The sequence below is a fragment of the Caulobacter sp. GSs2 genome (assembly GCF_058680895.1).
The window spans coordinates 875797-898323 of the sequence record NZ_CM178725.1; the positions used below are offsets into that span (position 1 = coordinate 875797).

General features: G+C 68.1%; 21 protein-coding genes. 9 read left to right on the forward strand and 12 right to left on the reverse strand.

Annotation, left to right across the window (positions count from 1 at the left end):
• Positions 1-21 precede the first annotated feature (21 nt).
• A complete protein-coding gene (locus ACW17Z_RS04310) occupies positions 22-582 on the reverse strand; it encodes a tetratricopeptide repeat protein (protein WP_419317547.1) in 561 nt (186 codons plus the stop codon).
• Positions 583-775: 193 nt separating this feature from the next.
• Between ACW17Z_RS04310 and cuyA the strand changes: the two genes are divergently transcribed.
• A complete protein-coding gene (gene cuyA / locus ACW17Z_RS04315; RefSeq protein ID WP_419317548.1) occupies positions 776-1777 on the forward strand; it encodes a D-cysteate sulfo-lyase in 1002 nt (333 codons plus the stop codon).
• A gap of 10 nt (positions 1778-1787) precedes the next feature.
• The gene (cuyB, locus tag ACW17Z_RS04320; RefSeq protein WP_492057696.1) at positions 1788-2474 is read left to right on the forward strand and encodes a cysteate racemase; all 687 of its coding nucleotides are present in this window, start codon (positions 1788-1790) and stop codon (positions 2472-2474) included.
• A 3-nt stretch (positions 2475-2477) separates the two neighbouring features.
• On the opposite strand, the gene ACW17Z_RS04325 is transcribed toward cuyB, so the two are convergent.
• Positions 2478-2657, reverse strand: coding sequence for a hypothetical protein (locus tag ACW17Z_RS04325; RefSeq protein ID WP_419317551.1), 180 nt, complete (start codon positions 2655-2657; stop codon positions 2478-2480).
• A 340-nt stretch (positions 2658-2997) separates the two neighbouring features.
• Here ACW17Z_RS04325 and ACW17Z_RS04330 point away from each other — a divergent pair, with 340 nt between their 5' ends.
• The 5 genes from ACW17Z_RS04330 to ACW17Z_RS04350 all read left to right on the forward strand — a co-directional run bounded on the left by ACW17Z_RS04330 (position 2998) and on the right by ACW17Z_RS04350 (position 7907).
• Positions 2998-4638, forward strand: coding sequence for a pectate lyase (locus ACW17Z_RS04330; RefSeq protein ID WP_492057697.1), 1641 nt, complete (start codon positions 2998-3000; stop codon positions 4636-4638).
• Between the two features lie 248 nt (positions 4639-4886).
• Entirely contained in the window at positions 4887-6686 is a 1800-nt protein-coding gene (locus ACW17Z_RS04335) for a response regulator (RefSeq protein WP_492057698.1), read from the forward strand.
• A gap of 68 nt (positions 6687-6754) precedes the next feature.
• On the forward strand, positions 6755-7129 hold the full coding sequence (locus tag ACW17Z_RS04340; RefSeq protein WP_419317554.1) for a VOC family protein: 375 nt from the start codon (positions 6755-6757) through the stop codon (positions 7127-7129).
• A gap of 45 nt (positions 7130-7174) precedes the next feature.
• Complete coding sequence (locus ACW17Z_RS04345) at positions 7175-7372, forward strand: hypothetical protein (RefSeq protein WP_419317555.1); 198 nt, start codon at positions 7175-7177, stop codon at positions 7370-7372.
• A 133-nt stretch (positions 7373-7505) separates the two neighbouring features.
• Positions 7506-7907 carry a host attachment family protein gene (locus ACW17Z_RS04350; RefSeq protein WP_419317556.1) on the forward strand — a complete coding sequence of 134 codons (402 nt, stop codon included), beginning with the start codon at positions 7506-7508 and terminating at the stop codon, positions 7905-7907.
• A gap of 6 nt (positions 7908-7913) precedes the next feature.
• Here ACW17Z_RS04350 and ACW17Z_RS04355 read toward each other — a convergent pair whose 3' ends face one another.
• The 8 genes from ACW17Z_RS04355 to ACW17Z_RS04390 all read right to left on the reverse strand — a co-directional run bounded on the left by ACW17Z_RS04355 (position 7914) and on the right by ACW17Z_RS04390 (position 15532).
• Positions 7914-8336, reverse strand: a complete 423-nt coding sequence (locus tag ACW17Z_RS04355) for a type II toxin-antitoxin system VapC family toxin (protein WP_419317557.1) — start codon at positions 8334-8336, stop codon at positions 7914-7916.
• Positions 8333-8587 carry a FitA-like ribbon-helix-helix domain-containing protein gene (locus tag ACW17Z_RS04360; RefSeq protein ID WP_419317558.1) on the reverse strand — a complete coding sequence of 85 codons (255 nt, stop codon included), beginning with the start codon at positions 8585-8587 and terminating at the stop codon, positions 8333-8335. The genes ACW17Z_RS04355 and ACW17Z_RS04360 overlap by 4 nt, the downstream gene beginning before the upstream one ends.
• A 103-nt stretch (positions 8588-8690) precedes the next feature.
• A complete protein-coding gene (locus ACW17Z_RS04365) occupies positions 8691-9110 on the reverse strand; it encodes a hypothetical protein (RefSeq protein ID WP_492057699.1) in 420 nt (139 codons plus the stop codon).
• Positions 9111-9413: 303 nt separating this feature from the next.
• Positions 9414-10496 carry an alpha/beta hydrolase family protein gene (locus tag ACW17Z_RS04370; RefSeq protein ID WP_492057700.1) on the reverse strand — a complete coding sequence of 361 codons (1083 nt, stop codon included), beginning with the start codon at positions 10494-10496 and terminating at the stop codon, positions 9414-9416.
• Positions 10497-10837: 341 nt separating this feature from the next.
• Positions 10838-11110 carry a helix-turn-helix domain-containing protein gene (locus tag ACW17Z_RS04375; protein WP_492057701.1) on the reverse strand — a complete coding sequence of 91 codons (273 nt, stop codon included), beginning with the start codon at positions 11108-11110 and terminating at the stop codon, positions 10838-10840.
• A 76-nt stretch (positions 11111-11186) separates the two neighbouring features.
• Positions 11187-11636 carry a hypothetical protein gene (locus tag ACW17Z_RS04380; RefSeq protein WP_492057702.1) on the reverse strand — a complete coding sequence of 150 codons (450 nt, stop codon included), beginning with the start codon at positions 11634-11636 and terminating at the stop codon, positions 11187-11189.
• A gap of 55 nt (positions 11637-11691) precedes the next feature.
• Entirely contained in the window at positions 11692-14499 is a 2808-nt protein-coding gene (locus tag ACW17Z_RS04385; RefSeq protein WP_492057703.1) for an ATP-dependent DNA helicase, read from the reverse strand.
• Positions 14500-14545: 46 nt separating this feature from the next.
• Positions 14546-15532 carry a tetratricopeptide repeat protein gene (locus tag ACW17Z_RS04390; protein WP_492057704.1) on the reverse strand — a complete coding sequence of 329 codons (987 nt, stop codon included), beginning with the start codon at positions 15530-15532 and terminating at the stop codon, positions 14546-14548.
• A gap of 135 nt (positions 15533-15667) precedes the next feature.
• Between ACW17Z_RS04390 and ACW17Z_RS04395 the strand changes: the two genes are divergently transcribed.
• Both ACW17Z_RS04395 and pdeM read left to right on the forward strand, forming a co-directional pair.
• A complete protein-coding gene (locus ACW17Z_RS04395; RefSeq protein WP_492058483.1) occupies positions 15668-18118 on the forward strand; it encodes a ligase-associated DNA damage response DEXH box helicase in 2451 nt (816 codons plus the stop codon).
• Positions 18115-18822, forward strand: coding sequence for a ligase-associated DNA damage response endonuclease PdeM (gene pdeM / locus ACW17Z_RS04400; protein WP_492057705.1), 708 nt, complete (start codon positions 18115-18117; stop codon positions 18820-18822). The genes ACW17Z_RS04395 and pdeM overlap by 4 nt, the downstream gene beginning before the upstream one ends.
• A 3-nt stretch (positions 18823-18825) precedes the next feature.
• Here pdeM and ACW17Z_RS04405 read toward each other — a convergent pair whose 3' ends face one another.
• Positions 18826-19287, reverse strand: coding sequence for a DUF3429 domain-containing protein (locus tag ACW17Z_RS04405; RefSeq protein WP_419317567.1), 462 nt, complete (start codon positions 19285-19287; stop codon positions 18826-18828).
• Positions 19288-19426: 139 nt separating this feature from the next.
• Positions 19427-22384 carry a peptidoglycan-binding protein gene (locus ACW17Z_RS04410; protein WP_492057706.1) on the reverse strand — a complete coding sequence of 986 codons (2958 nt, stop codon included), beginning with the start codon at positions 22382-22384 and terminating at the stop codon, positions 19427-19429.
• Between the last annotated feature and the right edge of the window lie 143 nt (positions 22385-22527).

Here is a 22527-nt window from a genome sequence, read left to right on the forward strand (position 1 = left end):
GGCCCGGAGCGCCCGCGACGCTCAGGGTCGTTTGACAGTGAAACGCGTCAGTTCCCGTTTCGGGGCCTCCCATTCGGGATCCAGTTCGGCCGCGCGGGAATAGTCCTGATAGGCCGATTTCAGATCGCCCAGGCCTTCATTGGCCAGGGCGCGGTTGAACCAGGCCTTTTCGGGATCCTTGACGCCGAGCGACAGACCCTTGTCGATCTGGCCCAGGGCGTCGCTGTAGCGCTCTTCGCCCACATAGGCGGCCCCGCGGTTGACCCAGGCTTCACCCAGGTCGGGGTCGATCTTCGAGGCGGCGTCGAAATCGGCGCGCGCGGTCGGAAAATCGCGCTGGCGCATCTGCAGCACGCCCCGGTTCACAAAGGTGCGGGCCCGGTCCCGGAAGCTCAGGGTCTCGGTTTCCAGTGCGACGGTGCAGGTCAGCACCGACCTCTGGTCAGAGCGGCCGTCGATGGCGGCGATCGAACAGTCCTTGGCGGCGCCGCCGCCCAGCACCAGGGTCGAGGCCAGCGCCCCGCCGCTTGCGAAAAAGGTCGCGGTCAACACACCCGCAACCAGAAGGTTTCTTGGCGTCATGTCTTCCTCCCTGAGATCACGGTCCTTGTCACGGCGCCCGGCGGAAATGACCTCTCGGTCCGCCGGGGCGCGCCAGGCCGCGCTTCACGATGGGATCAGCATGCTCCGGCCGGGCTCCATCGTCGATATGGATAATACGCCCCTCTGCCGCCGCGTGCTAACAGAACCGCGAGTCATTTCAGGGACCGTTTCGATGCATCTCGCCCGCTTCCCCCGCGCCCGCTTCGCCCACCTGCCCACGCCGCTGGAGCCCCTGCCCCGCCTGGGCGCTGCGCTCGGCATCGACCTGTGGGTCAAGCGCGACGACTGCACCGGCCTGGCCGGCGGCGGCAACAAGACCCGCAAGCTAGAGTTCCTGCTCGGCGAGGCCCTGGCCCAGGGCGCCGACACCCTGGTGACCCAGGGAGCCGTCCAGTCCAACCATGTGCGCCAGACCATCGCCGCCGGCGCGCGGCTCGGCCTGGCCTGCGAGATCATCCTGGAAGAGCGCACGGGCTCGAAGGCCCACGACTATGTCGGCAACGGCAATGTGCTGCTGGACCGGCTGATGGGCGCCGCGATCCGCTTCGTTCCGGGCGGGACCGACATGGTCGCCGAGCTGGAAGCTTCGGCCCAGGCCGTCCGCCAGCGCGGCGGCAAGCCCTATGTGATCCCCGGCGGCGGCTCCAACACGGTCGGCGCCCTGGGCTATGTCGACTGCGCTCGCGAGCTGATCGTCCAGGCTGACGAACGCGACCTGAAGATCGACCGCCTGGTCACCGCCACCGGCAGCGCCGGCACCCATGCGGGCCTGGTGGCGGGCTTCGCCGCCCTGTCGGTCGACGTGCCGATCCTGGGCTTTGGCGTCCGCGCGCCCAAGGCCAAGCAGGAAGAGAACGTCTTCAACCTGGCCGTCGCCACCGCCGAGACCATCGGCGCGGCGGGGCGGGTGACCCGCGAGATGGTGGTCGCCGACTGCGACTATGTCGGCGAAGGCTATGGCCTGATCGACCAGGGCGTAATCGACGCCCTGACCCTGGCGGCCCGCACCGAGGGCCTGCTGCTGGATCCCGTCTATTCGGGCAAGGCGATGAAGGGTCTGATCGACCAGGCCCGCAAGGGCGCGTTCAAGGGCGAGCGCGTTGTGTTCCTGCACACCGGCGGCGCCCAGGGCCTGTTCGGCTACCATACCCAGATGGAAGCGGCGCTTCTCTAGGAGCCTGACCATGACCAAGACCAAGACCAAGACCCTCGGCGTTCTGGGCGGCATGGGCCCGGCCGCCACCCTGGACTTCCTGGCCAAGCTGCAGGCCGCCACCCCGGTCCAGCGCGAGCAGGACCATCTGCGGGTGCTGGTCGACATCAATCCCAAGGTCCCGGACCGCAACACCAGCCAGGACGATCCCGGCCCGGTGCTGGCGGCCATGGCGGCGGGCCTGAGAGACGGCGGCGCCCAGGTGCTGGCCATCGCCTGCAACACCGCCCACGCCTTCGCCGATGAGGTCCGCGCCTGCGGCCTGCCGCTGGTCAACATGCTGGAGGTCGCCGGCCAGGCGGCCCGGGCGGCCGGCGCCGCGCGCGTGGGTGTGCTGGGCACCGGGCTGGCGCTGGGCCTCTACCGCGACACGCTTTCGCATCAGGGCCTGGAAGTCATCACCCTGGACGACCACGAACAGGTCGAGTTCATGGCCCTGCTCTACCGGATCAAGCTGGGCGACCTGGGGCCGGACTCCCGCGAGACCACGGCCGCCCTGGCCCACCGCCTGATCGGCAAGGGCGCCCAGGCCATCATCGCCGGCTGCACCGAGGTTCCGCTGGTGCTGAGCGCGGCGGATCTGACCGTGCCGTTCATCGACGCCACCGAGGCCCTGGCCCGCGCCTGCGTCGCGGCGTGCGCGGAGACGAACGCCTAGAGCCTAAACGCGCGCGCCGCCGAACTTCTCGTCGCTGGCTTCGATCATGCCGACCAGAGCCGCGGCGCCGCGCGAGGCCTGGGCCATGCGGCGCAGGGCGGCGCGAGCATGGGCGTTGTCGGCGATCTCCGCCTGACGTTCCAGCCGCTCGGCTTCATGCAGATGTTCTGTGCGTGTTGGCATGCGGCAAATGTTTACAGAATGTAAATTTTCTCGCCATGCGACCGCTGGACGCACGCCGCTCGTCAGAGCTTCAAAGCGCCATTGAAAACGCCCCCGCGCAAGACGGCGCCCATTCGCACCACCCAACTGTGCTGACCGCTGTTGCGCGGAAAGCCTCTAGCCAAGCCGTGACACCGGTGTCACAACAAGGTCAAGACTTCGCCGCCTCAAGGTGGTGGGATCGGCTTGTCTGGTCCGGGAGGACGCAACGGAACCGCCACGGGCGCTCGGCGACGTCGCCACGTCCCACGGCCCGACGCCCCACCGAGCCGATCGAGATAAACGCCAGCCGGAGCGCCGCATGCCTCTCAGCCCCATCTCCCGCCGCCGCCTGATGGCGAGCTCGGCCGCCGCCTTCGCGGCTGCAGGCTGCGTCTCGCCGCTCAAGGCCCTGGCCGGCGAGGGCCCGACCAAGGCCCAGGCCCTGGAGACCATGAAGCAGGCCACCCGCTTCATGGTCGAGAAGGCGGCCTATAATGGCGGCTATGTCTGGAGCTACCTGCCCGACTTCTCGCGCCGCTGGGGCGAGATGGAGGCGTTTCCGACCATGATCTGGGTGCAGCCGCCCGGCACGGCCACCATGGGCCACCTGTTCCTGGACGCCTTCCACGCCACCGGCGACGCTTATTATTACGAGGCCGCCGTCAAGGCCGCCCAGGCCCTGATCGCCATCCAGCATCCGGCCGGCGGCTGGAACTATCTGGGCGACCTGGCCGGCGAGGCCTCGCTGAAAAAGTGGTACGACACCATCGGCAAGAACGGCTGGCGGCTCGAGGAATTCCAGCACTATTACGGCAACGCCACCTTCGATGACGCCGGCACGGCCGAGGCCTCGCAGTTCCTGCTGCGCCTCTTTGTCGAAAAGCAGGACAAGGCCTTCAAGCCCGCCCTGGACAAGGCCCTGGCCTTCGTTCTGGACAGCCAGTACCCGATCGGCGGCTGGCCCCAGCGCTTCCCGCTGAAGGACGAGTTCCACCACCACGGCAAGGCCGACTATACCGGCTACATCACCTTTAACGACGACGTGGCCGGGGAAAACCTCAAGTTCCTGATCATGGTCTGGCAGGCCCTGGGCGACGACCGCGTGCTGCCGGTGATCCGCAAGGCCATGGACTGCTTCCTCGCCTGCCAGCAGCCGATGCCGCAACCGGCCTGGGGCCTGCAGCACAGGGTTTCCGACCTGAAGCCCGCCGGGGCCCGCACCTATGAGCCCGAAGCCTTCGCCACCCACACCACCGGCGGCAACATCGCCTCGTGCATGGACTTCTACGAGCTGACCGGCGATCCCAAGTTCCTGGCCCGCCTGGGTGAGGCGCTGGACTGGCTGGACAGCGTGAAACTGCCCGCCGAGCAGATCAAGGGCGGCCGCGCCTATCCCACCTTCATCTCGATCGGCGAAGGCAAGCCGCTGTTCATCCACCGCACCGGCAGCAATGTGGTCAATGGCCGCTACTATGCCGACCACAATCCCGAAAACGTCGTCATCCACTATGGCTCGACCCGCGCGGTCAATGTGGAAGGCCTGCGCAAGCGCCTGGCCAAGCTGCAGGCGACGCCGCCGGAAATCGCCAGCCAGGACTCGCCGCTGAAGGGCGGTCGCAAGGCCCTGCCCCGCTATTTCACCACCGGCGACATCTCGGTGTCCGACCTGAATGTCGACACCCTGAAGGCCGACACCGGTCAGACCTCACCCGACAAGGCCGCCGCCCTGATGGCTGCGCTCAACAGCGAAGGCTGGTGGCCGGCCGAGCTGAAAGCGACCAGCAATCCCTATATCGGCGACGGCTCGCCCACCCCCGCGCCCGGCGACTTCAGCCGGACCCGGGTGGGCGACGCCACCGACACCTCGCCGTTCATCACCGAGACGCCCAAGATCGGGATCTCGACCGGCGGCTATATCGAAAACATGACCGCCCTGATCAAATATATCGGCACGGTCTAGGGCTCACAGGCCCTGCGCAGACTGCCCCCGGCCGCCTGCGCAGGGCCTCGCCGATTCCCTTGGGCGCGCTCCTGAGCAGTCAGCGGACGGCCGCAGACCGGTTCGACCTTCGGGCCGCTGAAATCCACTCGCGCGTAAGACGAGCCGGAAAGCGCGAATCGTCGGTCTATGTCGTGTGTCCGTTGCGCCTTGCCATGGATGAAGGTCGGCGCGACGACCGGGACGGATGACGTTAGGCGGGGGCTTGGATGCCAGGACGAATAGCCGATGTCACCCAGCTGGAAGGGTACATCCAGTACTCCCGCCAGGTCGCATTGACCCGGCTCGTTCTCGTCGCCTGTTTCGTCGTCCTGCTGGCGTTCTTCACCCCCTCGCGCATGGCCATGCTGGGGGTTCTCGAATTTGTCCTGTACCTGGCCCTGTTTGCCGCTGCGGAAGTCGCCGCCCGCGATCCTGACCCGGGCAAGGCGTTCAAGCGGCTGCGCTGGCAATCGGACGTCCTGATGGTCCTGCTGGTGGTCAATGCCTGCTGGCTGGCCGTCCAGATCCGCCTCTATGGCGGCCCGATCGCCCAGGTCGAGACGGGGCTCTTGGCGATCTGCGTGCTGCTGTTCGTCGCCCTGCGGGTCCACATCACCCCCATCAGCTATGTCATTGGCGTCGTTCCCCCGGCCCTGACCCTGATCTGGAGCGCCATCGACTGGACCGCGCCCCTGGCCTTCAACCACTATGCCCTGGCGATGGTCCTGTTCGTCGCCGCCGTGCTGATGGTCACCTCGCGACAGCAGGCCACCGACCGAACCCTGACCCAGGCCCTGCGCGACCTGACCCGCAAGAACGCCGCCCTGACCGAGGCCATCGACGAGGCCAAGGCCGCCAGTCGCGCCAAGACCGACATCCTGGCCGTGGCCAGCCACGAGATCCGCACCCCGCTGAACGCCGTGCTGGGCTTCGCCCAGATCCTGCGCGACAAGGACCTCACCCCCGATCAGGCCGAACTGATCGGCGGCGTGCTGGAAGGCGGCGAGCAGCTGACCCGGCTGCTGGACGGCATCCTCGACCTGGCCCATGTCGAGGGCGGCCAGACGCGCCTCAACCCCGTCCCGGTCGATCTTCGCGCCATGATCCATGCGGTCATGCGCGTATGGGGTGCCCATGCGCGCGGCATCGGCGTGGCGTTCACCTTCGACGACGCCGACCCCACCCTGTCCTTCCATGTGCGCGCCGACGCGGTGCGGGTTGAACAGACACTGATCAACCTGATCTCCCACGCCATGGGCGCGGTGTCGGCCGGCGGCTGGGTCGCCGTGCGTCTGGCCGGCACGCTGAAGGGCGAAACCCTCAGCGTCCTGATCGAGGTCAGCGATACCGGCCCCGCCGTGCCGCCCGAAGACCGGCCCCGCCTGTTTGAGGCCTTCGACCAGACCGCCCGGGGCCGCCAGCAGGGTAGCAGCGGGCTGAGCCTGGCGATCTGCGCCCGCAATATGGCCCTGATGGGCGGCGCCCTCGGGATCGAGGCCCCGGCTGCCTCTGTGACCTCAAGGGCTGCGCCCGACGGCGCGCTGTTCTGGTTCGCCTTCGACGCGCCCGTCCACACCCCGCACCTGGCCGCTCCGCCCCCTCCCCGCCGCGACCTGGGTCAGGTTCGCCTGCTGGCCGCCGAGGACAACTCCGCCAACCGCAGGGTGCTGGCGCTGCTGCTGAAGGACACCCCGGTGTCGCTGACCTTCGCCGAGGACGGCGCCCAGGCGCTGGACGCCTGGCGGGCCCAGCCGTTCGACCTGATCCTGATGGACGTCAACATGCCGGTCCTGAGCGGCCTGGAGGCCGTGCGGGAAATCCGCAGGTCCGAGCCGCCCGGCGCCCGCACGCCGATCTGGATGCTGACCGCCAACGTCTTCGACGACGACATCGCCCGCTATCTGCAAACCGGGGCCGATGGCGTGCTGCGCAAGCCCATCGACGTGCCGGCCCTGTTCACCCTGCTGGCCCAAATCGCCGAGAGCCGGGCCGCCGAAGCCCTGACCGACCCGGCCCCCGACGCCTGACCCCGCGTCAGCGTTGCCCGACGGCCGCCTCATGCTAGCGTCCCTCAAACACAAACGGGAGAAGACACATGGCCAAGGTCGCCTATTTCACGGTGGGGTCCAACAAGCTGGAAGAGGCCAAGGCCTTCTACGACGCCCTGCTGGGCTCGATCGGCATGTCGCCGGTGCATGAGCACGCCTCGGGCGGACGTCTCTATCGCGGCAAGGGCACGGGCCTGTTCGGCGTGCTGGGTCCCTATGACGGCGCCCCCGCCTGTATCGGCAATGGCACCATGGGCGGGTTCAGCTTTGACACCGCAGAAGAGGTCGCCGCCTTCCACGCCAAGGCGATCGAGCTGGGGGCCGCCGATGAAGGCGGTCCGGGCGAGCGCATGCCGGGCGCCTATTTCGCCTATTTCCGCGACCTGGATGGCAACAAGCTGTGCGGCTACAAGTTCGGCTAGTCAAAAATTCCGCCGGGCAAGGCTGATCAGAAAGGACAAGCCACGATGATCAAGAGCAAAGTCGCATTGATCGCTGGACTGTTACTCATAGCCTTGGCCGGCGGAAATATTGGATACGGGATTTGCATCCTGGCACATGATCTTGGTGGCGGCGCGCCGTTTCTGGGCATTGGCGGCGCCCTTCTGGGGGTCGCTGGCGCTTTGCTGGCGCGCGTGAAGCTTCAGAAGGACCCCTCCGCCTAGACTGCTCTGCGACTTGAGGGGTCAGCCTGACAGACAAGGCGGATCAGGCGGGAGCCGCCACCTCTCGACATGGCCCGACGCAACTGCGCTCCACGCCGTTCGTTACGGTGACCAATCCCGTGGAGAGCAGAGCATGATCCTTCCCAATGGCGCCCTGGTGGCGGTGGTCGACGGCGAAAAGCTCGTCCTCTTCAGGAACAGCGGACATACCGACATCAAGCTGTCGGCTGTCGAAAACCCCGAAATGACGGAGCGCGCCTCCGGTTCGCCCGGCCATCCCTCCAGCGGCGCCAACCCCGACAATGACACCCAGGCCGAAGATGGTTTCGCCATGGGTGTCGCCCAGACGCTCAATAACTGGGCCCTGACCGGCAAGCTGACCGACCTGCTGGTGATCGCCGCGCCCCGAACCCTGGGCGAACTGCGGAAGCACTGGCACAAGGATCTTCAGGCCAGACTGGTGGGCGAGATCGCCAAGGACCTGACCGGTCACTCGACCGACGACATCGCCTCGGCGATCAGCAAGGCGGCCTGAGGCCTGTCAGACCGTCGCGGTCCAGGGATCGATCACCTTCAGACCAGCGGCATGGAAGGCGCTGGTGTCGCGCGACGCCACGGCGAACCCGTGCGCGGCCGCGATCGCGGCGATATAGCCGTCAGGCGTCGGGAAGCCCTTTCCGGCCGCCCGCACCTTGACGGCGAGATCCGCATAGCGCTGCGCCGCCACGGTATCGAAGGGCAGGATGCGGCCCTCGAACAGGTCCAGCACGCCGTCGAGCGCCGCCGTCAGATTGTCCCTGCGCCTGCCCTGGGGCAGCACGCCGATGCCGAACAGCAGCTCGGCGATCGTGACGCTGGAGAGAAACAGTGTTTCGGCCGCCTGGGCGTCCAGCCAGTCGCGCACCGATGCCTGCGGCTCGGGCTTCATCGCCTCGGAGATGACATTGGTGTCGAGCACGATCATTCGAAACGCATCGGCTCGGCAGGCCGCGTATCTCGGGTCGCTTCCAGCGCCGCGACATCGGCGTTGGTGAGACCGATCTTGCGGCTCATCTCCGACAGCGCCGTGCCAAGCCGCAACCGGCCCTCGGGGCGCACGGCGGCCTCCAGAATGGCGCGCATCTCGGCCTCAGCGCTGCGATTATGCTGGGCCGCGCGGACCTTCAGCGCGCGATGCGCCGCGTCGGAGAGGTTGCGAATGGTGACGGCAGCCATGATATCGCCTTCTGCAGACTGACAGCAATGCTATCAAAATGCGCTAGTTGATATCACTTTTCAAGGGGCGTGGCGCAGAAGCGCCGCCTTCACACCCTACCCCTCAACGCCTCATTTCCTTGAGCTCCTCCTCGGTCCAGCCTTCGCCGTCCGGACCCTTCAGCGTGCCGTCGGGGTTCCAGTAGTGGCCGCCCCAGCCGCCATCGCGGCCCCGCTCGAAGTCTGCGGCGGCGACCTCGGGTCCCAGGGCCCTGGCGCGCCAGGCGAAGGTCTTTCGGCCCATGAAGGCGGGTCCGCCGCCCTGGGGGCCGACCAGGGCGCGGGCGATGGCGAGGGCCTTGTCTGCGATCTGGGTCCAGACCGCCTCGGGGCTCATCTGCGCCTGCTGCGCAGCGCGCGGGGCGTTCACATCCTCCAGCCGGTGGCGCAGTTTCAGATAGTGCTCGGCGGCCAGCAGGGGATTGAATCGGCTGTATCCCCGTGATGGCCCGACAAACCCAGGCTGGGCGCACCCCAAAAACACCGCTCTCCCCGGCCTTCGCCGTGGAGAGCGGGAAACTGGAGGACGCCATCACACGGGACGGCCAGCGCCAGACATCTGGTCAGTCAGCGCCGCGCCGATGGACGCCCGCAAGCGGACGTTGGCAACTTCCGAGAAGGGTCGGGAGCGGAAGGAAGCGCGAGGGCCACATCCGGACCCTCGCACTGTGTCCAATGTCGCCTTCCTGGAGCGATCCCAAGGTCCGCAGTTGGCGAGTCTCGGCCCTGGCGTCACCCCGGCGCAGGGCAGTCGGAAGGCGCTGTGGCGAACGGCTCAGCCGTTCCACTATCTGCCGCGCGTTATGCCCTGCTTGGTCAGCCACGCAGCGAGACGCCCGAAATACTCCGGGGACTCAGGTGCGCCGTCGTCGGCGCGGGCGGGATCCATCTGGTCCTTCGGGGACACCGACAGTTGCATGCTGTGATCGGCCCGGGCGACGACCGCCGCCTCCACGTTCGACAATTGCGCCTGCCTCTCTCGGAGGCTTGCGATAGAGGCCGCGACAGGCACGCCGGGATCGGCGGCGCCGAAGAGCATCAGCGTCGGGGCCTTCCCGCCCTCGAGGCTCTTCAGCGGATCATTCTCGATCTCCTTGCGCCAGCGTGATGTCTCCCGCGGGCCGACCGTCTTCCCCATGTAGATGAGGTTGAACCATGGGCGCGTCTTGATCGCGTCGACCCTGCGCTGAGCGTCCGCGCGATCGCCGGTCCCGCGCATGTAGTCGTCCACAGCCTTCCGCGCCGCGAGCATCTCGTCGATCTCTGATTGAGGGTATCCATTCACGCGCAAGGCATTGGCGGAGAAGAAGTTCATCTGAACGTCAGCTGTCACCACGGGAGCGGAGATGGAGACCACGAACGCGGGCTCAGCCGGCGCGCGTGCAGCCGCCAGGAGCGATACCCAGCCACCCTGGCTCAGGCCCCACAGGCCCACCCGACGAGCGTCGATGCGGGGGTCCGTCTTGACCCGCCGCAGCGCCGCGATCGCATCATCGGCCAGCATGGCGTAGTCGCTGGTCTTCAGATCCCCGCCCGAGCCACCGGAGCCGCGACGATCATAGACGAAGACGGCGATCCCCAGGGGCGGCAGCATCTCAAGCAGATGCCGGTAGAGCGGGGAGCTGCGAAGCGGCGAGGACGCACCGTGGGTGACAACGACTGCCCCCGCGGCGCGGGCCCCCTTCGGCAGATAGAGTGTCCCGCTCAGCGCAGTATCGCCACTGCGGAATTCGATGTCCTCGGCGATGGTCTCGACCGACGCTGGCGCGCTCCATGGCGCCGTCGGCGAGTGAGCGTGGGCGGCCGGCGCGAACGCTACGGAGGCGGCCGCCAAGAATGCGGCGATGTTCAGGCGACTTGCGTTCGACATCGGAGGAGCTCGGACGGCTTGTGTTCTGAGGTCAACTAACGAGTGGGTCCTGCCCGGGCAACCCCGGCCGGAGCGACACCGGCTTCGAACGCTAGATGCGCGCTGCCCGAATCGCCCGCTTCCCGCCGGTGGGCTGGAATTCGCAGCTGGCGCCGAACAGTCCTTCGCATGGGCAATCCGGCCCTGCCCCGATAGCAGACGTCGCGAACCACTCATGCGGGTCGAAAGCAGCATTCGGCGTCCGGTCGATAGGCAGACCTTCAAGGTGTCCATCGGCGTGGCGCTGAGCGTCCAGTCGGCTGGCGTCGCCTGAAACCGGCGATCAAAGCCGTGACAACCGCTCAGTGGCCGGCGCGCGCGATCGCTTCGCGCACCACCTCGGGGGCATGGTCGATGACGCGCAGATAGGCCGTCAGGGCCGCGTCGGGCCGGGTGCCGCCATGCTCTAGCGCTTCCAGTAGATCCGGATCGATATGGAAGGCGCGGGCGAACTGGGCCGCCGAAAGGCCGCTGCGCCAGCGCACTGCCCGCACCAGGGCGCGGGCCGAATAGGCCTGGGCCGGGGCGGCGGCCTCGTCGATCGCCGGATCGGTCGAATGGGCGTGGGGGGTCATGGGGAACGCTCCTGTACTGCCCTCCTCCTAGACCCTGTCGATTGCAGAAATTCGACGACTTTGAGTCAAACTTCGGTCAGGGCGGGGTGATCAGGGTGCGGGCCTTGCGCTCCACCTGATCGACGCCGCGCAGGGGGTCGCCGGAGGCTTCCAGCATGGTGTTGAAAACCTTCAGGTCGCCGGTCTTGATGCGCTTGATGCGACGGTCGCGCGCCCATTCCATGCCAATCAGCTGACCCAGCCGGCAGGCCTTGGGCAGCAGGACCGGCTGCTGGGAAGGCCCGCCCCGGGTCAGCAGCTTGTCAACGACGTCGTTCCAGTTGGGCGAGCCCGGCAGGCACAGGCTGAGGTCCTGGCACGCGCCGGTCCAGAACCGCTTGTACCAGCGCGCGTGCAGGTCATTCTCGAACTGCAGCCGGCTGGTCGCCTGCACGGTCGTGCGGCAATCATGGCGGACAAATTCCTGCGCCCCGGCTTCGCCGGCGATCAGCAGCACGGCCAAGGCCGCGACCCAAGCTCGAATCATCTGCGCCTCCAAGGCCTTAGCCTATGCCCAGGCTTCTACCGGCCCAAGATGACGCTTATGTCTCGCTCAGAAATGCGGCGGTGGCCTCGATGGCCTCGACCAGGCTCATGCGCTCGACCGTGACCCCTTCGGGCAGGCCGGAAAACAACCGCGTCGGGGCGGCGGCGTCCAGCATCACGAACATCCCGCGATCGTCCGCCCGGCGGATCAAACGGCCAAAAGCTTGGCTGATACGGGCCCTTGCGGTAGAGTCATCATAGCCCTTGCCACCAAAGCGTGCGCGTCGCGCCTTGTGCAGAATATCGGGTCTGGGCCAAGGCACCCTATCAAAAACCAGCAAACGCAGGGACCGGCCCGGTACGTCGATACCGTCCCGGATGGCGTCGGTGCCCAGCAGGCAGGCGTCCTGCTCGGCCCGGAAGATGTCGACCAGGGCCCCGGCCTCCAGCGGGTCGACGTGCTGGGCGTACAGGGCCAGACCCCGGTCGGCCAAGGGCGCGGCGATCATCTCGTGCACGGCCTTCAGCCGCCGGATGGCCGTGAACAGCCCCAGCCCGCCGCCGCCGGCCGCCAAGAATAGCTCGCGCATCGCCGCCGAAACCTGCCGGGCGTCTTCCTTGTTGACGTCGGTGACCACGATGGCCCGGGCGTTCTTCTCATAGTCGAACGGCGAGACTAGCCGCAGCACCTTGGGCGACTGCGGCATCCGCGCCGCGCCGGTCCGCATCTCGGCCAGGGCGAACGGATCCTCCAGCGCCGGATCGGTCAGGGTGGCGCTGGTCACCAGCACCCCGTGCGCGGGGCTCAGCACCGCCGCCCGCAACGGCTCGGTCGGATCCACCCAGTGCCGGCGGCATGCGGCGTCGACCACGCGCCCGTAAAGGAACGTCGCCTCGAACCAGTCCACGAACTCCGGATCATCCTCGGCGTCCTCGTCGATCGCCTTGAGGATCGAACGCCAGGCCGGCAGCGTCATCCGCGCCCGGCGGTCCAGGCCGCGCAGGGCGCCCTCGATACGCGCCCGCTCCGACGCGCCCAGGTGCTCGGCGTCCTCGTCCAGCACGTCTTCCAGCTGGCGGGCCAGGGCCAGCAGCGGGGCCTCGACCCCGGCCAGGGCCCGAGCCGCCTCACCCGCCCGCTCGCGCACCAGATCCACCGCCGGCCGGGCGGCGCATTGCAGCCCCTGCTCGATCCCGCCGCGCTCGCTGCTGCGAGCCCGCAGTTGCTCGATCACCGCCACCAGATAGCTCTCGATCGGCCCGATCGGATTGACCTGGCCGTCCGGCGGCGCAACGCGTCCAGACCAGCCCTCGCCCGGCAGGGCGGCGGCGGCGTGCAGCACGGCGGTGAGGGCCTGACGCGCCCCTTCGCGGTCGCCCAAGATGTCCAGCAGCCTGGCCTCCAGGCCCCGCCCCCGCCGGCCCCGGCCTTCGGGTCCGCGGATCCAGCGACGCAGTTCAGCCGCTTCCGCCCCGGACAGCGCCGCCGAAAAGGCGCTGTCGGCCGCGTCGAACAGGTGGTGGCCTTCGTCGAACACCACGCGCTTGACCGCCGTGGTCTCGTTGTCGCCCTTCAGCCCCCGCGCCGCCCGCGCGCCGTCGAACGCCGCCTGGGTCAGCACCAGGGCGTGGTTGGCGATGACGATGTCGGCCCGCTTGGAGGCCCGCACCGCCTTCTCGATGAAGCAGATGCGATAGTGCTGGCAGCCGGCGTGAACGCACTCGCCGCGCCGGTCCACAAGGTTGGCGGGGCTGGCCTGCTGCATCGGCGCGATCGAGAACAGCGTCGGCAGCCAGGCCGGGAAGTCGCCGCCGGTCATGTCGCCGTCTCGCGTGGCTCTGGCCCAGCGCGCCGTCAGGGCCAGGCCGATCAGGTCGCCATTGCCCAGCTGGGCGCCGTTGACCTGCTCCTGGAAGTTCAACAGGCAGACGTAGTTTTCTCGCCCCTTGCGCACCACCGCCTTGCGGGCCCGCACGGCCGGATCGGGATAGATCGACTGGCTCTCCCGCTCGATCTGACGCTGCAGCGCCCGCGTATAGGTGCTGATCCAGACCGACGGGCCATTGGCCTCGGCCCACAGCGAGGCCGGGGCCAGATAGCCCAGGGTCTTGCCGACGCCGGTGCCGGCCTCGGCCAGCATCATGTTCGGCTCGCCCTCGCGATCGCGGGGCTGGAAGACGAAGGCCGCTTCCCGGGCATAGGTCGCCTGGGCCTCGCGCACCTCGTCCAGGCCCGCGCGTTGCAGCAGCTCTGTCAGACGCTCGCCCGCCCGTTCCGGATCGATCGGCCGCGTGCCGGACTCGCCTAGCGGGGCCTGGTCTTCCCACTCGACGATGCGCGCCCAGACATCCAGGCCCGAGCTGCGAAACTGATTGCCGACCGGCGCGGATCGCAAGGCGCCGATCACGGCGGGTCCCCAGGCCCAGCCGGCCTTGGCCAGGGTCTCGGCGACCGCCAGGGCCTCCTCGCGGGACGGCTGGGGCGTCAGACGAAGCTCAGCCAGCAGGGCGTCGGCCGAGATCCTCAGGCTGGCCGCCTGCTCGGCCGCGCCCTTCGGCTCGGCCAGACCCAGAGCCATCGACAGGCCCACGGCCGACGGCGCGCAGAAGGTCGCCGGCCGGGTGAAGGCGTAGAGCTCCAGCACATCGAACAGTCGGCCGCTGCGCGCCGGGGCATGAAGATTGAGCCGCTTGGCCGTCATCGCCGCGTGGGCGACCAGGACCGGGCCGTGCTCCAGCAGGTCGCGCGCGTCCGGTGCGCGCAGCATCCGGCCCTCGCCGTCGCCATCCGCATAGCCGGCGCGCGGCCCGGGCAGAACGACAAGCGCGGGAGCAAGGTCGAGAGTCGGCGGCGAAGCAGTCACGCGAGTCTGTTAGCACCTTGGCGACGGAAACAGAATGCGAACGGCGTCACACCACGCGCGGGTCTTCGTCGTCGCCGCGTTCGAGCCGGTCTATGGCCTTCTGGGCCTGCTGACGCACGGCGGGATCGTCGCTCTCGGCCGCCCGGCGATACATGCTCAAGGCGGTTTCCAGATCGAACCGCACGCCTTCGCCCGCCTCGCACATCGCGCCCAGACGATAATAGGCCGGCAGATAGCCGTGGTCCGCCGCCAGCTGATACCAGCGGATCGCCTCGACATAGTCGACAGGCACGCCTTCGCCGTTGTGGTGCATCACCGCGACATTGGCCATGGCGATGGCCGAGCCGTTGCGCGCGGCGGCGGTGAACAGCTTCAGCGCTTCGGCGTCGTCCTGCGGCACGCCGTCGCCATTGGAATAGAGCGCGCCCAGGTCGTTCATGGCGGCCGACGATCCCGCCGCCACCGCCTTGTTGAGCCAGAAGACGGCCCGGCCCATGTCGGCGCGCACGCCACGTCCATGATGATAGGCGTTGGCCACCTGGAACATGCCGATCTCCGAGCCCCCATCGGCCGCACGGCGATACCAGCGCAGGGCCTCGGCCAGGTTCTCCTCTATGCCGCCGCCGCCCTCATGGACGATGCCGACATTGTAGAGCCCGTCCAGATCGCCCAGGGCGGCGGCCTGTTTGTAGAAGCCCAAGGCCTTGCGGCGATCCTGCGCAACCTGCTCGCCATCGAAATAGAGATTGCCCAACTCGATCATGGCCTCGGGCGCCCCAGCCGCCACGCCCCGGGCGAGCCAGTGCTGGGCCGCCTGGACGTCGAAGTGCGCAGAGTCCTCGTCGAGATACTCGAACGCCAGATCCACATAGGCCGTGGTATCCCCAGCCTGGGCGCGCTTCAGCAAGGCGGTGAGGGCCGGATCGGCGACAGGCGCGACGGCAGGCGGCGCTGTGACCTGGCGCGCCTGGGCGTGGGTTGCGCCACCCAGGGCAACCAGTCCCAACAGGACCACGAGCGCCTTCAAAATCATGACCACCCCAGACAGCGCCTACGATTGTTGCCGCCAGGCGGCAGGCGTCAAGCTTTGCAGCCTGAGAGGCGAGTTACGCCGCCCCGTGTGCGCGCCGTCTGGAAACGGAACGGGAACATGCTATATCGGCGAACAATGTCAGCGGCCGCCGCCCTCCCTCCCCGCTTCCAGGACTGGTTCGCCGCGCGCGGCTGGGCCGCGCGTGCTCACCAGCTGGAGATGTTGGCCAAGGCGCGTGAGGGCAAAAGCGCCCTGCTGATCGCCCCGACCGGCGGCGGCAAGACCCTCGCGGGCTTCCTGCCCAGCCTGATCGAGCTGTCCGAACGGGCTCCGCGCAACACGCCGGCCGGGGTTCACACGCTCTACATCTCGCCGCTCAAGGCCCTGGCGGTTGACGTCGAACGCAACCTGATGACGCCCATCCGCGAGATGGGCCTTAAGGTGGTCGCCGAGAGCCGCACGGGCGACACCGGCGAAAGTCGCAAGGCCCGCCAGCGGATCAGGCCGCCGGACATCCTGCTGACCACCCCCGAGCAGTTGGCCCTGTTCTGCGCCTGGGAAGGCGCGCGCGAGTATTTCGCCGACCTGTCCTGCGTGATCATCGACGAGGCCCACGCCATCTGGCCCTCCAAACGCGGCGACCTGCTGGCCCTGCATCTGGCGCGCCTGCAGCAGTTCGCGCCGAACCTGCGACGGGTGGGCCTGTCGGCGACGGTCGATGATCCAGGGCTGGTGCGGCGATGGCTGGGTCCCGGCGGCGAGGACAGCGTCGACCTCGTCCTCGCCGCCGGCGGCGCCCAGCCCGTCGTCGAGGTGCTGGTCTCGGGCGGCCGCGTGCCGTGGGCGGGCCACACCGCCGAACATGCGATGGCCGAGGTCTATGAGATCATCAAGAGCTCGAAGACCGCGCTCGTCTTCGTCAACACCCGCTTCCAGGCCGAGTTCGCCTTTCAGAAGCTGTGGGAGCTGAACGACGAGGGCCTGCCCATCGCTCTGCACCACGGCAGCCTGTCGGCCGAGCAGCGGCGCAAGGTCGAGGCCGCCATGGCGCGCGGCGAGCTGCGGGCCGTGGTCTGCACCTCGACCCTGGACATGGGCATCGACTGGGGCGACGTTGATCTGGTCATACAGCTGGCCGCGCCCAAGGGCGCCTCGCGGATGGTCCAGCGGATCGGTCGCGCCAATCACCGCCTGGACGAACCCAGTCGCGCCATCTTCGTGCCCGCCAGCCGTTTCGAAATGCTGGAATGCCGCGCCGCCGCCGACGCCATCCTGGAAAACCACCTGGACGGCGAACCCGAGCGGATCGGCGCCCTGGACGTTCTGGCCCAGCACGTCATGGGGTGCGCCTGCTCTGAGCCCTTCGATCTGGTGGCGCTACACGACGAGATCCGCACAGCGGGCCCATATGCCGCCCTCTCGTGGGAAGACTTCGAGACCGTCGTCGATTTTGTCTCGACCGGCGGCTACGCCCTCAAGACCTACGACAAGTTCCGCCGCATCGTGCAGGGTCAGGACGGTCTCTGGCGCGCTCGCAACGCCCAGACCGTGCAGCGCCACCGCATGAACGTGGGCACGATCGTCACGGCGGCTACGGTCAATGTTCGGGTCGGCGGCGGCAAGCGCCCCATGGGCGGACGCAAGGTCGGCGAGGCCGAGGAAGGCTATTTCGAGCAACTAACGCCCGGCGACACCTTCGTCTTCGCCGGTCAGGTCTGGCGTTTCAACGCCATCGTCGGCGCCGACGCCTTTGTCAGCCCCGCCCCGGCCGACGATCCCAAGATGCCCAGCTGGGGCGGCTCGAAATTCCCCCTGTCGACCTATCTGGCCAGCCGCGTCCGCACGATGATGCACAATGAGGGCGAGTGGGCCGCCCTGCCTCCGGATGTGCAGGAGTGGCTGGCCTGGCAGAGGGTGCGCTCAGCCCTGCCGGGCGAACACGAAATGCTGCTGGAGACCTTCCCGCGCGGGAAGCGCTTCCACATGGTCTGCTATCCGTTCGATGGGCGCATCGCCCACACGACGCTGGCCATGCTGCTGACGCGGCGGCTGGATCGGCTGGGCGTCGGGCCCCTGGGCTTCGTCTGCAACGACTACGCCCTGAACATCTGGTCGCTGAAGCCGATGGACGATCTGGACCTCGACGACCTGTTCGATCAGGACATGCTGGGCGATGATCTCGAGGCCTGGCTGGAGGAAAGCTTCATGATGAAGCGCGCCTTCAAGGCCTGCGCGCTGATCGCCGGCCTGATCGAGCGTCGCTATCCCGGCGAGGAGAAATCCGGCCGGCAGGTGACGTTCTCGACCGACCTGATCTACGACGTCCTGCGTCGTCACCAGCCCGACCACCTGCTGTTGCGCTGCGCTCGGCAGGACGCCGCCAGCGGCTTGCTGGACGTCGCGCGGCTGGGCGACATGCTGGCGCGGGTGAAGGGTAACATCCGCAATGTCAGACTGGATCGGGTCTCGCCCTTCGCCGTCCCGCTGATGCTGGAGATCGGACGCGAGCGCGCCCCCGGAGATGCGGCCGGCGAGATGATCCTGGCCGAGGCCGAGGAAGACCTGATCGCAGAGGCCATGGCTTGACGCGGTTTGAAGCCAGCGCCTGTGGCGGGCTGCGCATCGAACTGGCCGGCGCCAGCGTGATGCTGCGCGGCTCTGGCGCGCTGTGGCTGGAAACCGAACGCACCCTGGTGGTGGCGGACCTGCATTTCGAGAAGGGCAGCAGTTATGCCGCCCGCTTTGGCCAGATGCTGCCACCCTATGACACCCGCGAGACGCTGGATCGGCTGGATCGCGAGATCGCCGCGCTGTCGCCCGCACGCCTGATCTTTCTGGGCGACAGCTTCCATGACGGCCAGGGCGAAGGCCGGCTGCCGGCCGACGACGCCGAGCGGTTGCGCAACCTGGCGCGCGGGCGGGACCTGGTCTGGGCCGTGGGCAATCACGATGAGGAGGGTCCGCGCGCCCTGCCGGGCGAGGTCATCGACGAAGCCTCGATCCTGGGTCTGGTTCTGCGACACGAACCTCAAGGCGGCCTGCAGCCCGGCGAAGTGGCCGGTCACCTGCATCCAGCGGCCAAGGTGTCGAGCGGCCGCAGCAGTGTGCGGCGGCGCTGTTTCGTGACCGACGGCTCGAGGCTGATCCTGCCGGCCTTTGGCGCCTATACGGGCGGGCTGAACGTCCTGGATCGGGCCTTTTCAGGCCTGTTCGGCGGCCCTGTCCTGGCGGCCGCCCTGGGGAAGCAGAAAGTTCACGCGATCGGACCGCGCTCCCTGCGGCCCGACTAGGATTTACATATGAAGGGCCTGCTCAAGGGCGAAGGCCAGCGAGATGGCCGCGCCGGAGGTCAACAAGGTTCGCATCCTGGGTCGCCAGGCCGGCCCGTCATGGTCGGTCACGTCCCAGACCCATTGCAGCAGGAAGACCAGCAGGAAACCCGACAATTGCCAGGCCGGCTCGAAGCGAAGCTCGCCGAGCAGAAGACCGAAGCCAGCAAGCGGAAACAGCAGCGAGAGACCCAGAACCAGCCATCTCGGACTGGGGTTTTCAATCTCGAGCCCGGTTCGCACGCCGCCAAAATACGAGACCATGGCGGTCGAATAGGCGAGCAAGGAAATCAGCGCGCCCCTCTGCGCCCCGGGAGGGCCATAGCAGAAGAGGCCGGAGGCCACGAAAAAGGGTATCAGGGTCGCGAGCCCGAACACCCACACCGCCGGCGGCGCCGGTACGCGATCCGCCACTGGCTCGCTCATGAATTAACTCCTCCGGAAGGCCGCCCCCGCGACCTCCCATACCCCGGGCGCGACTATACTCACACGCGCCTAGAGGTCCACGGACGATATTTGCCGAATGGATTCAAGCGTCCACGCAATGAGGGTCCCGTCGCGCAGGTCAGCGCGTGTAGACCGAAAGCCGGTTCAGGGTTTCGCCGTCCAGCGCGCCCGACGACGGCAGGCCCTGGTCGCGCTGATAGGCGGCGATCGCCATGCGCAGGGCGGGTGACGCCACACCGTCGCGCGGCCCCTGATAATAGCCCAGCTGTGAAAGCACGCGCTGAGCCGTGCCAAGCCCGGCCGAGGCCGGCGCCGTGGCGGTGCTGGTCGCCACCGAGGCGTTGATGGTCTGGGCGCGGAAGGCCATGGCCGAACGGTCGGCCGTGCGCTGGGCCTCGGCGGTCAGTTGCGGACGCAGAGCCGTGGCGCGAGCCTTGGAGGTAGAGTCCCCGGCCCGGCCGGCAATCACGTACCACTTGTAGGCCTCGGCAGGGTTTTGGCTGACACCCCAGCCGCCTTCGTAAAGCTGCGCCAGATTGAACTGGCTATCGACCAGACCCTGATCGGCGGCCTTGCGGAACCAGCTGGCGGCCGTGGTGGAGTTCTTGGCCCCGCCGTCGCCCTTGAAATAGAACAGGGCCAGGTTGTGCATGGCGCGCGGGTCGCCGGCAGTGGCGGCGCGTTCAGTCCAGCGGCGAGCCTCGACGAGGTCCTTCTTCACGCCGCCCTCGCCCATCTCGTACATCTTGCCGAGATAGAACTGAGCGCGCGGCAGGCCGAGATTGGCGGCCTTTCGCATGATCTCGACGCCGGAGCGATCCTTCGCCTCGATCTTGCGGACGCCCTCGTCAAACAACGCCTGGGCGTTCTCCTGCGGCGGCGCGGGCGGCGGCGGGGTGGCGGCGGTCGCGGTCGGGGTCGGGGTGATCAGTTGAGGCGACAACGCCACGGCGGCGCGGGGCATGCCGGGCGTCGTATCGGCTTCCGCCGTGCGGATCTCGACCTCGGACTTGCGGCCGGCGATGGACTCGGCAACGCGATCAGGAACCTGGCCCGTACCACGATCGGGCAGCAACAGGCCCGCCACACCCGCGCCCATGGCGCCGGCGACGCCGAACACCATCAGAGCGGTGGCGACCGTGGAGCCGACCCGGCGCTTAGGCGCCTTGATCGAGGCCTTGGACCCAAAGCCCGCGAACAGCGAGGTTCGGGCAGGCTTGTCCTTGGCCGGCTTTTCCTTCTTGGCCTTGACGTCAGCGACGGCTGCAGCGCGAGCGGCAGCCCGGGCCTGCTCAATCACTTCGCGGGTGGACAGTGGACGCGATGGATCGGCGGACTCGGGAGCGGAGAAGGTCCCAAAGTCAGACGCTGGCGCGACGCGTTCAACGGCTTCGGAGGGCTCCTGACCGGCAAAGCCGTCAGCGGCCTCATAGTCCTCGTCGTCGAAGCTGGGTGGCTCGGGATCGACCGCCGGGAAGGCGGCGACTTCGAACACAGGGGCGCGCGCCACGGGCGGGGGTGCGTTGAACACGTCCTCGTCCACGGCAGGCTCGCCACCGAAGGAATAGCTGCTGGTCGCGAACGGCGAGACCGCCGGGGCGCGAACGACAGGCGCGGGCGCGATAGCGGCGGCCTGGACCGGCGTCTCGGCTAGCTTGCGCTGGGCGTCGCTGAGGCGAGTGTCGATCTTCTCGCGCGCTTCATCGAGCATGCGCGCGGTGCGCTCTTCGCTCTGGCGGATCCGGTCGATCAGTTCCTGCGACGAACGCTCGTGGCGCTGATTGAGCCGGTCGGTCACGCGAGTGACCTGTTCGCCGACATCGTCGATGGCCAGAGCGTTGCGGCGTTCAGCGTTGCCGATACGCTCTGCGAGCTTCTCGGTGATGCGGGCGATTTCCGTGCCGAGCTTTTCCAGAGCCTGGGCCTGGACGCTGTCGGCGCGGTTCAGCTTGTGCTCGACGGTCGCAGCGATACGGGCCACCTCGCCGCCGACCTGTTCGATGGCGGCGGCGTTGCGGCTCTCTGCCGCCTGGACCCGACGATTGAAGGCGTCGGCGACGCCGACCACTTCGCGGCCCATGCGCTCGATGGCCCTGGCCGAGCGCTGCTCGGCGGCCTGGACGTGAGCGGCCATCTCGCCGAGCTTCTTGTCCATGCGATCGAAGCGACCATCAGCGCTGTCACCCAGCTTGGTCGCCATTTCGAGCCGCGCGGCCTCCATGCGCCTTGTCAGGTCGCCGGCCAGTTGGTCGAGACGCTCCTGGACGCCCGAGGTCGGGTTCGCGCCCTCGACAGCCTGAAGTCGGCCGTCCAGGGCGGAGAAGGATGAGCCCAGTTCGCGCAAGGCTTCTGCGGTGCGGGTCTCGGCGGCTTCCAGGCGTTGACCCAGACGCGCGACAACTTCCTCGACGACGGATGACGGGTCGCTGGTCGCGGCGGCCGGTTGGGCGTCGAGGCGGGCTTCCAGGGCGGAGATGGCTTCGCGTGTGCGCGCTTCGCCTTCGTAGAGATGTCCGGCGACCTTGCCGAGCGCACCTTCGAGCGCCCGCAGCGCCTCGGCGGAACGCGGTCCGACCGCCTCGGCTTCCATCCGGCGCAGGCGTTCGGTCGAACGGGCCTGCTCGGTCTTGATATCATCGACCGCGCCCTCGAAACGGGCGGCGACGGCGATCTGCTCACGTTCGGACAGGGCCAGACGGCTGAGCGCGCCGCGCACCGACTGATCGATGCCATTGATGGCGGCGGCCGAACGTCCTTCTGCGGCTTCGATGCGGTCCGTCAGACGATCGAGCGCAACGGCAACGCGACCGACTTCGTCGGCGGGGTGTTCGGCGATCTCGATACGCGGCGGCGTGTCGCCGTCCGTCGCGATGTGGAGATAAGGCTTGGCGGAACGGTCCTGCGCACCGCCGACAAAGGCGTCGACAGCAGCGGCGTCGCCCTGTCCTTCACCCTCGATAATCATGCGGTTGAGCCACTCGCCCAACGTCATGCCGGAGCGACGCGCAAGGTCCTTTGCGACCTCACGTGCCTTGGGGTCTATCCCCTTTACGCTCCATGGCGCTGCGGCCGTCATACGAATCGTTCTCCCCGCACTTGGGGACCAACGCTAGTCACCGATTCCTGGGGTGTAAACGCGACCAAATAGCTAAATCTAGTAGGTTTACGATTCACAAGTGGAGGAATCGGGACGCAGCTTTAACCATCTTTACCTTGGTT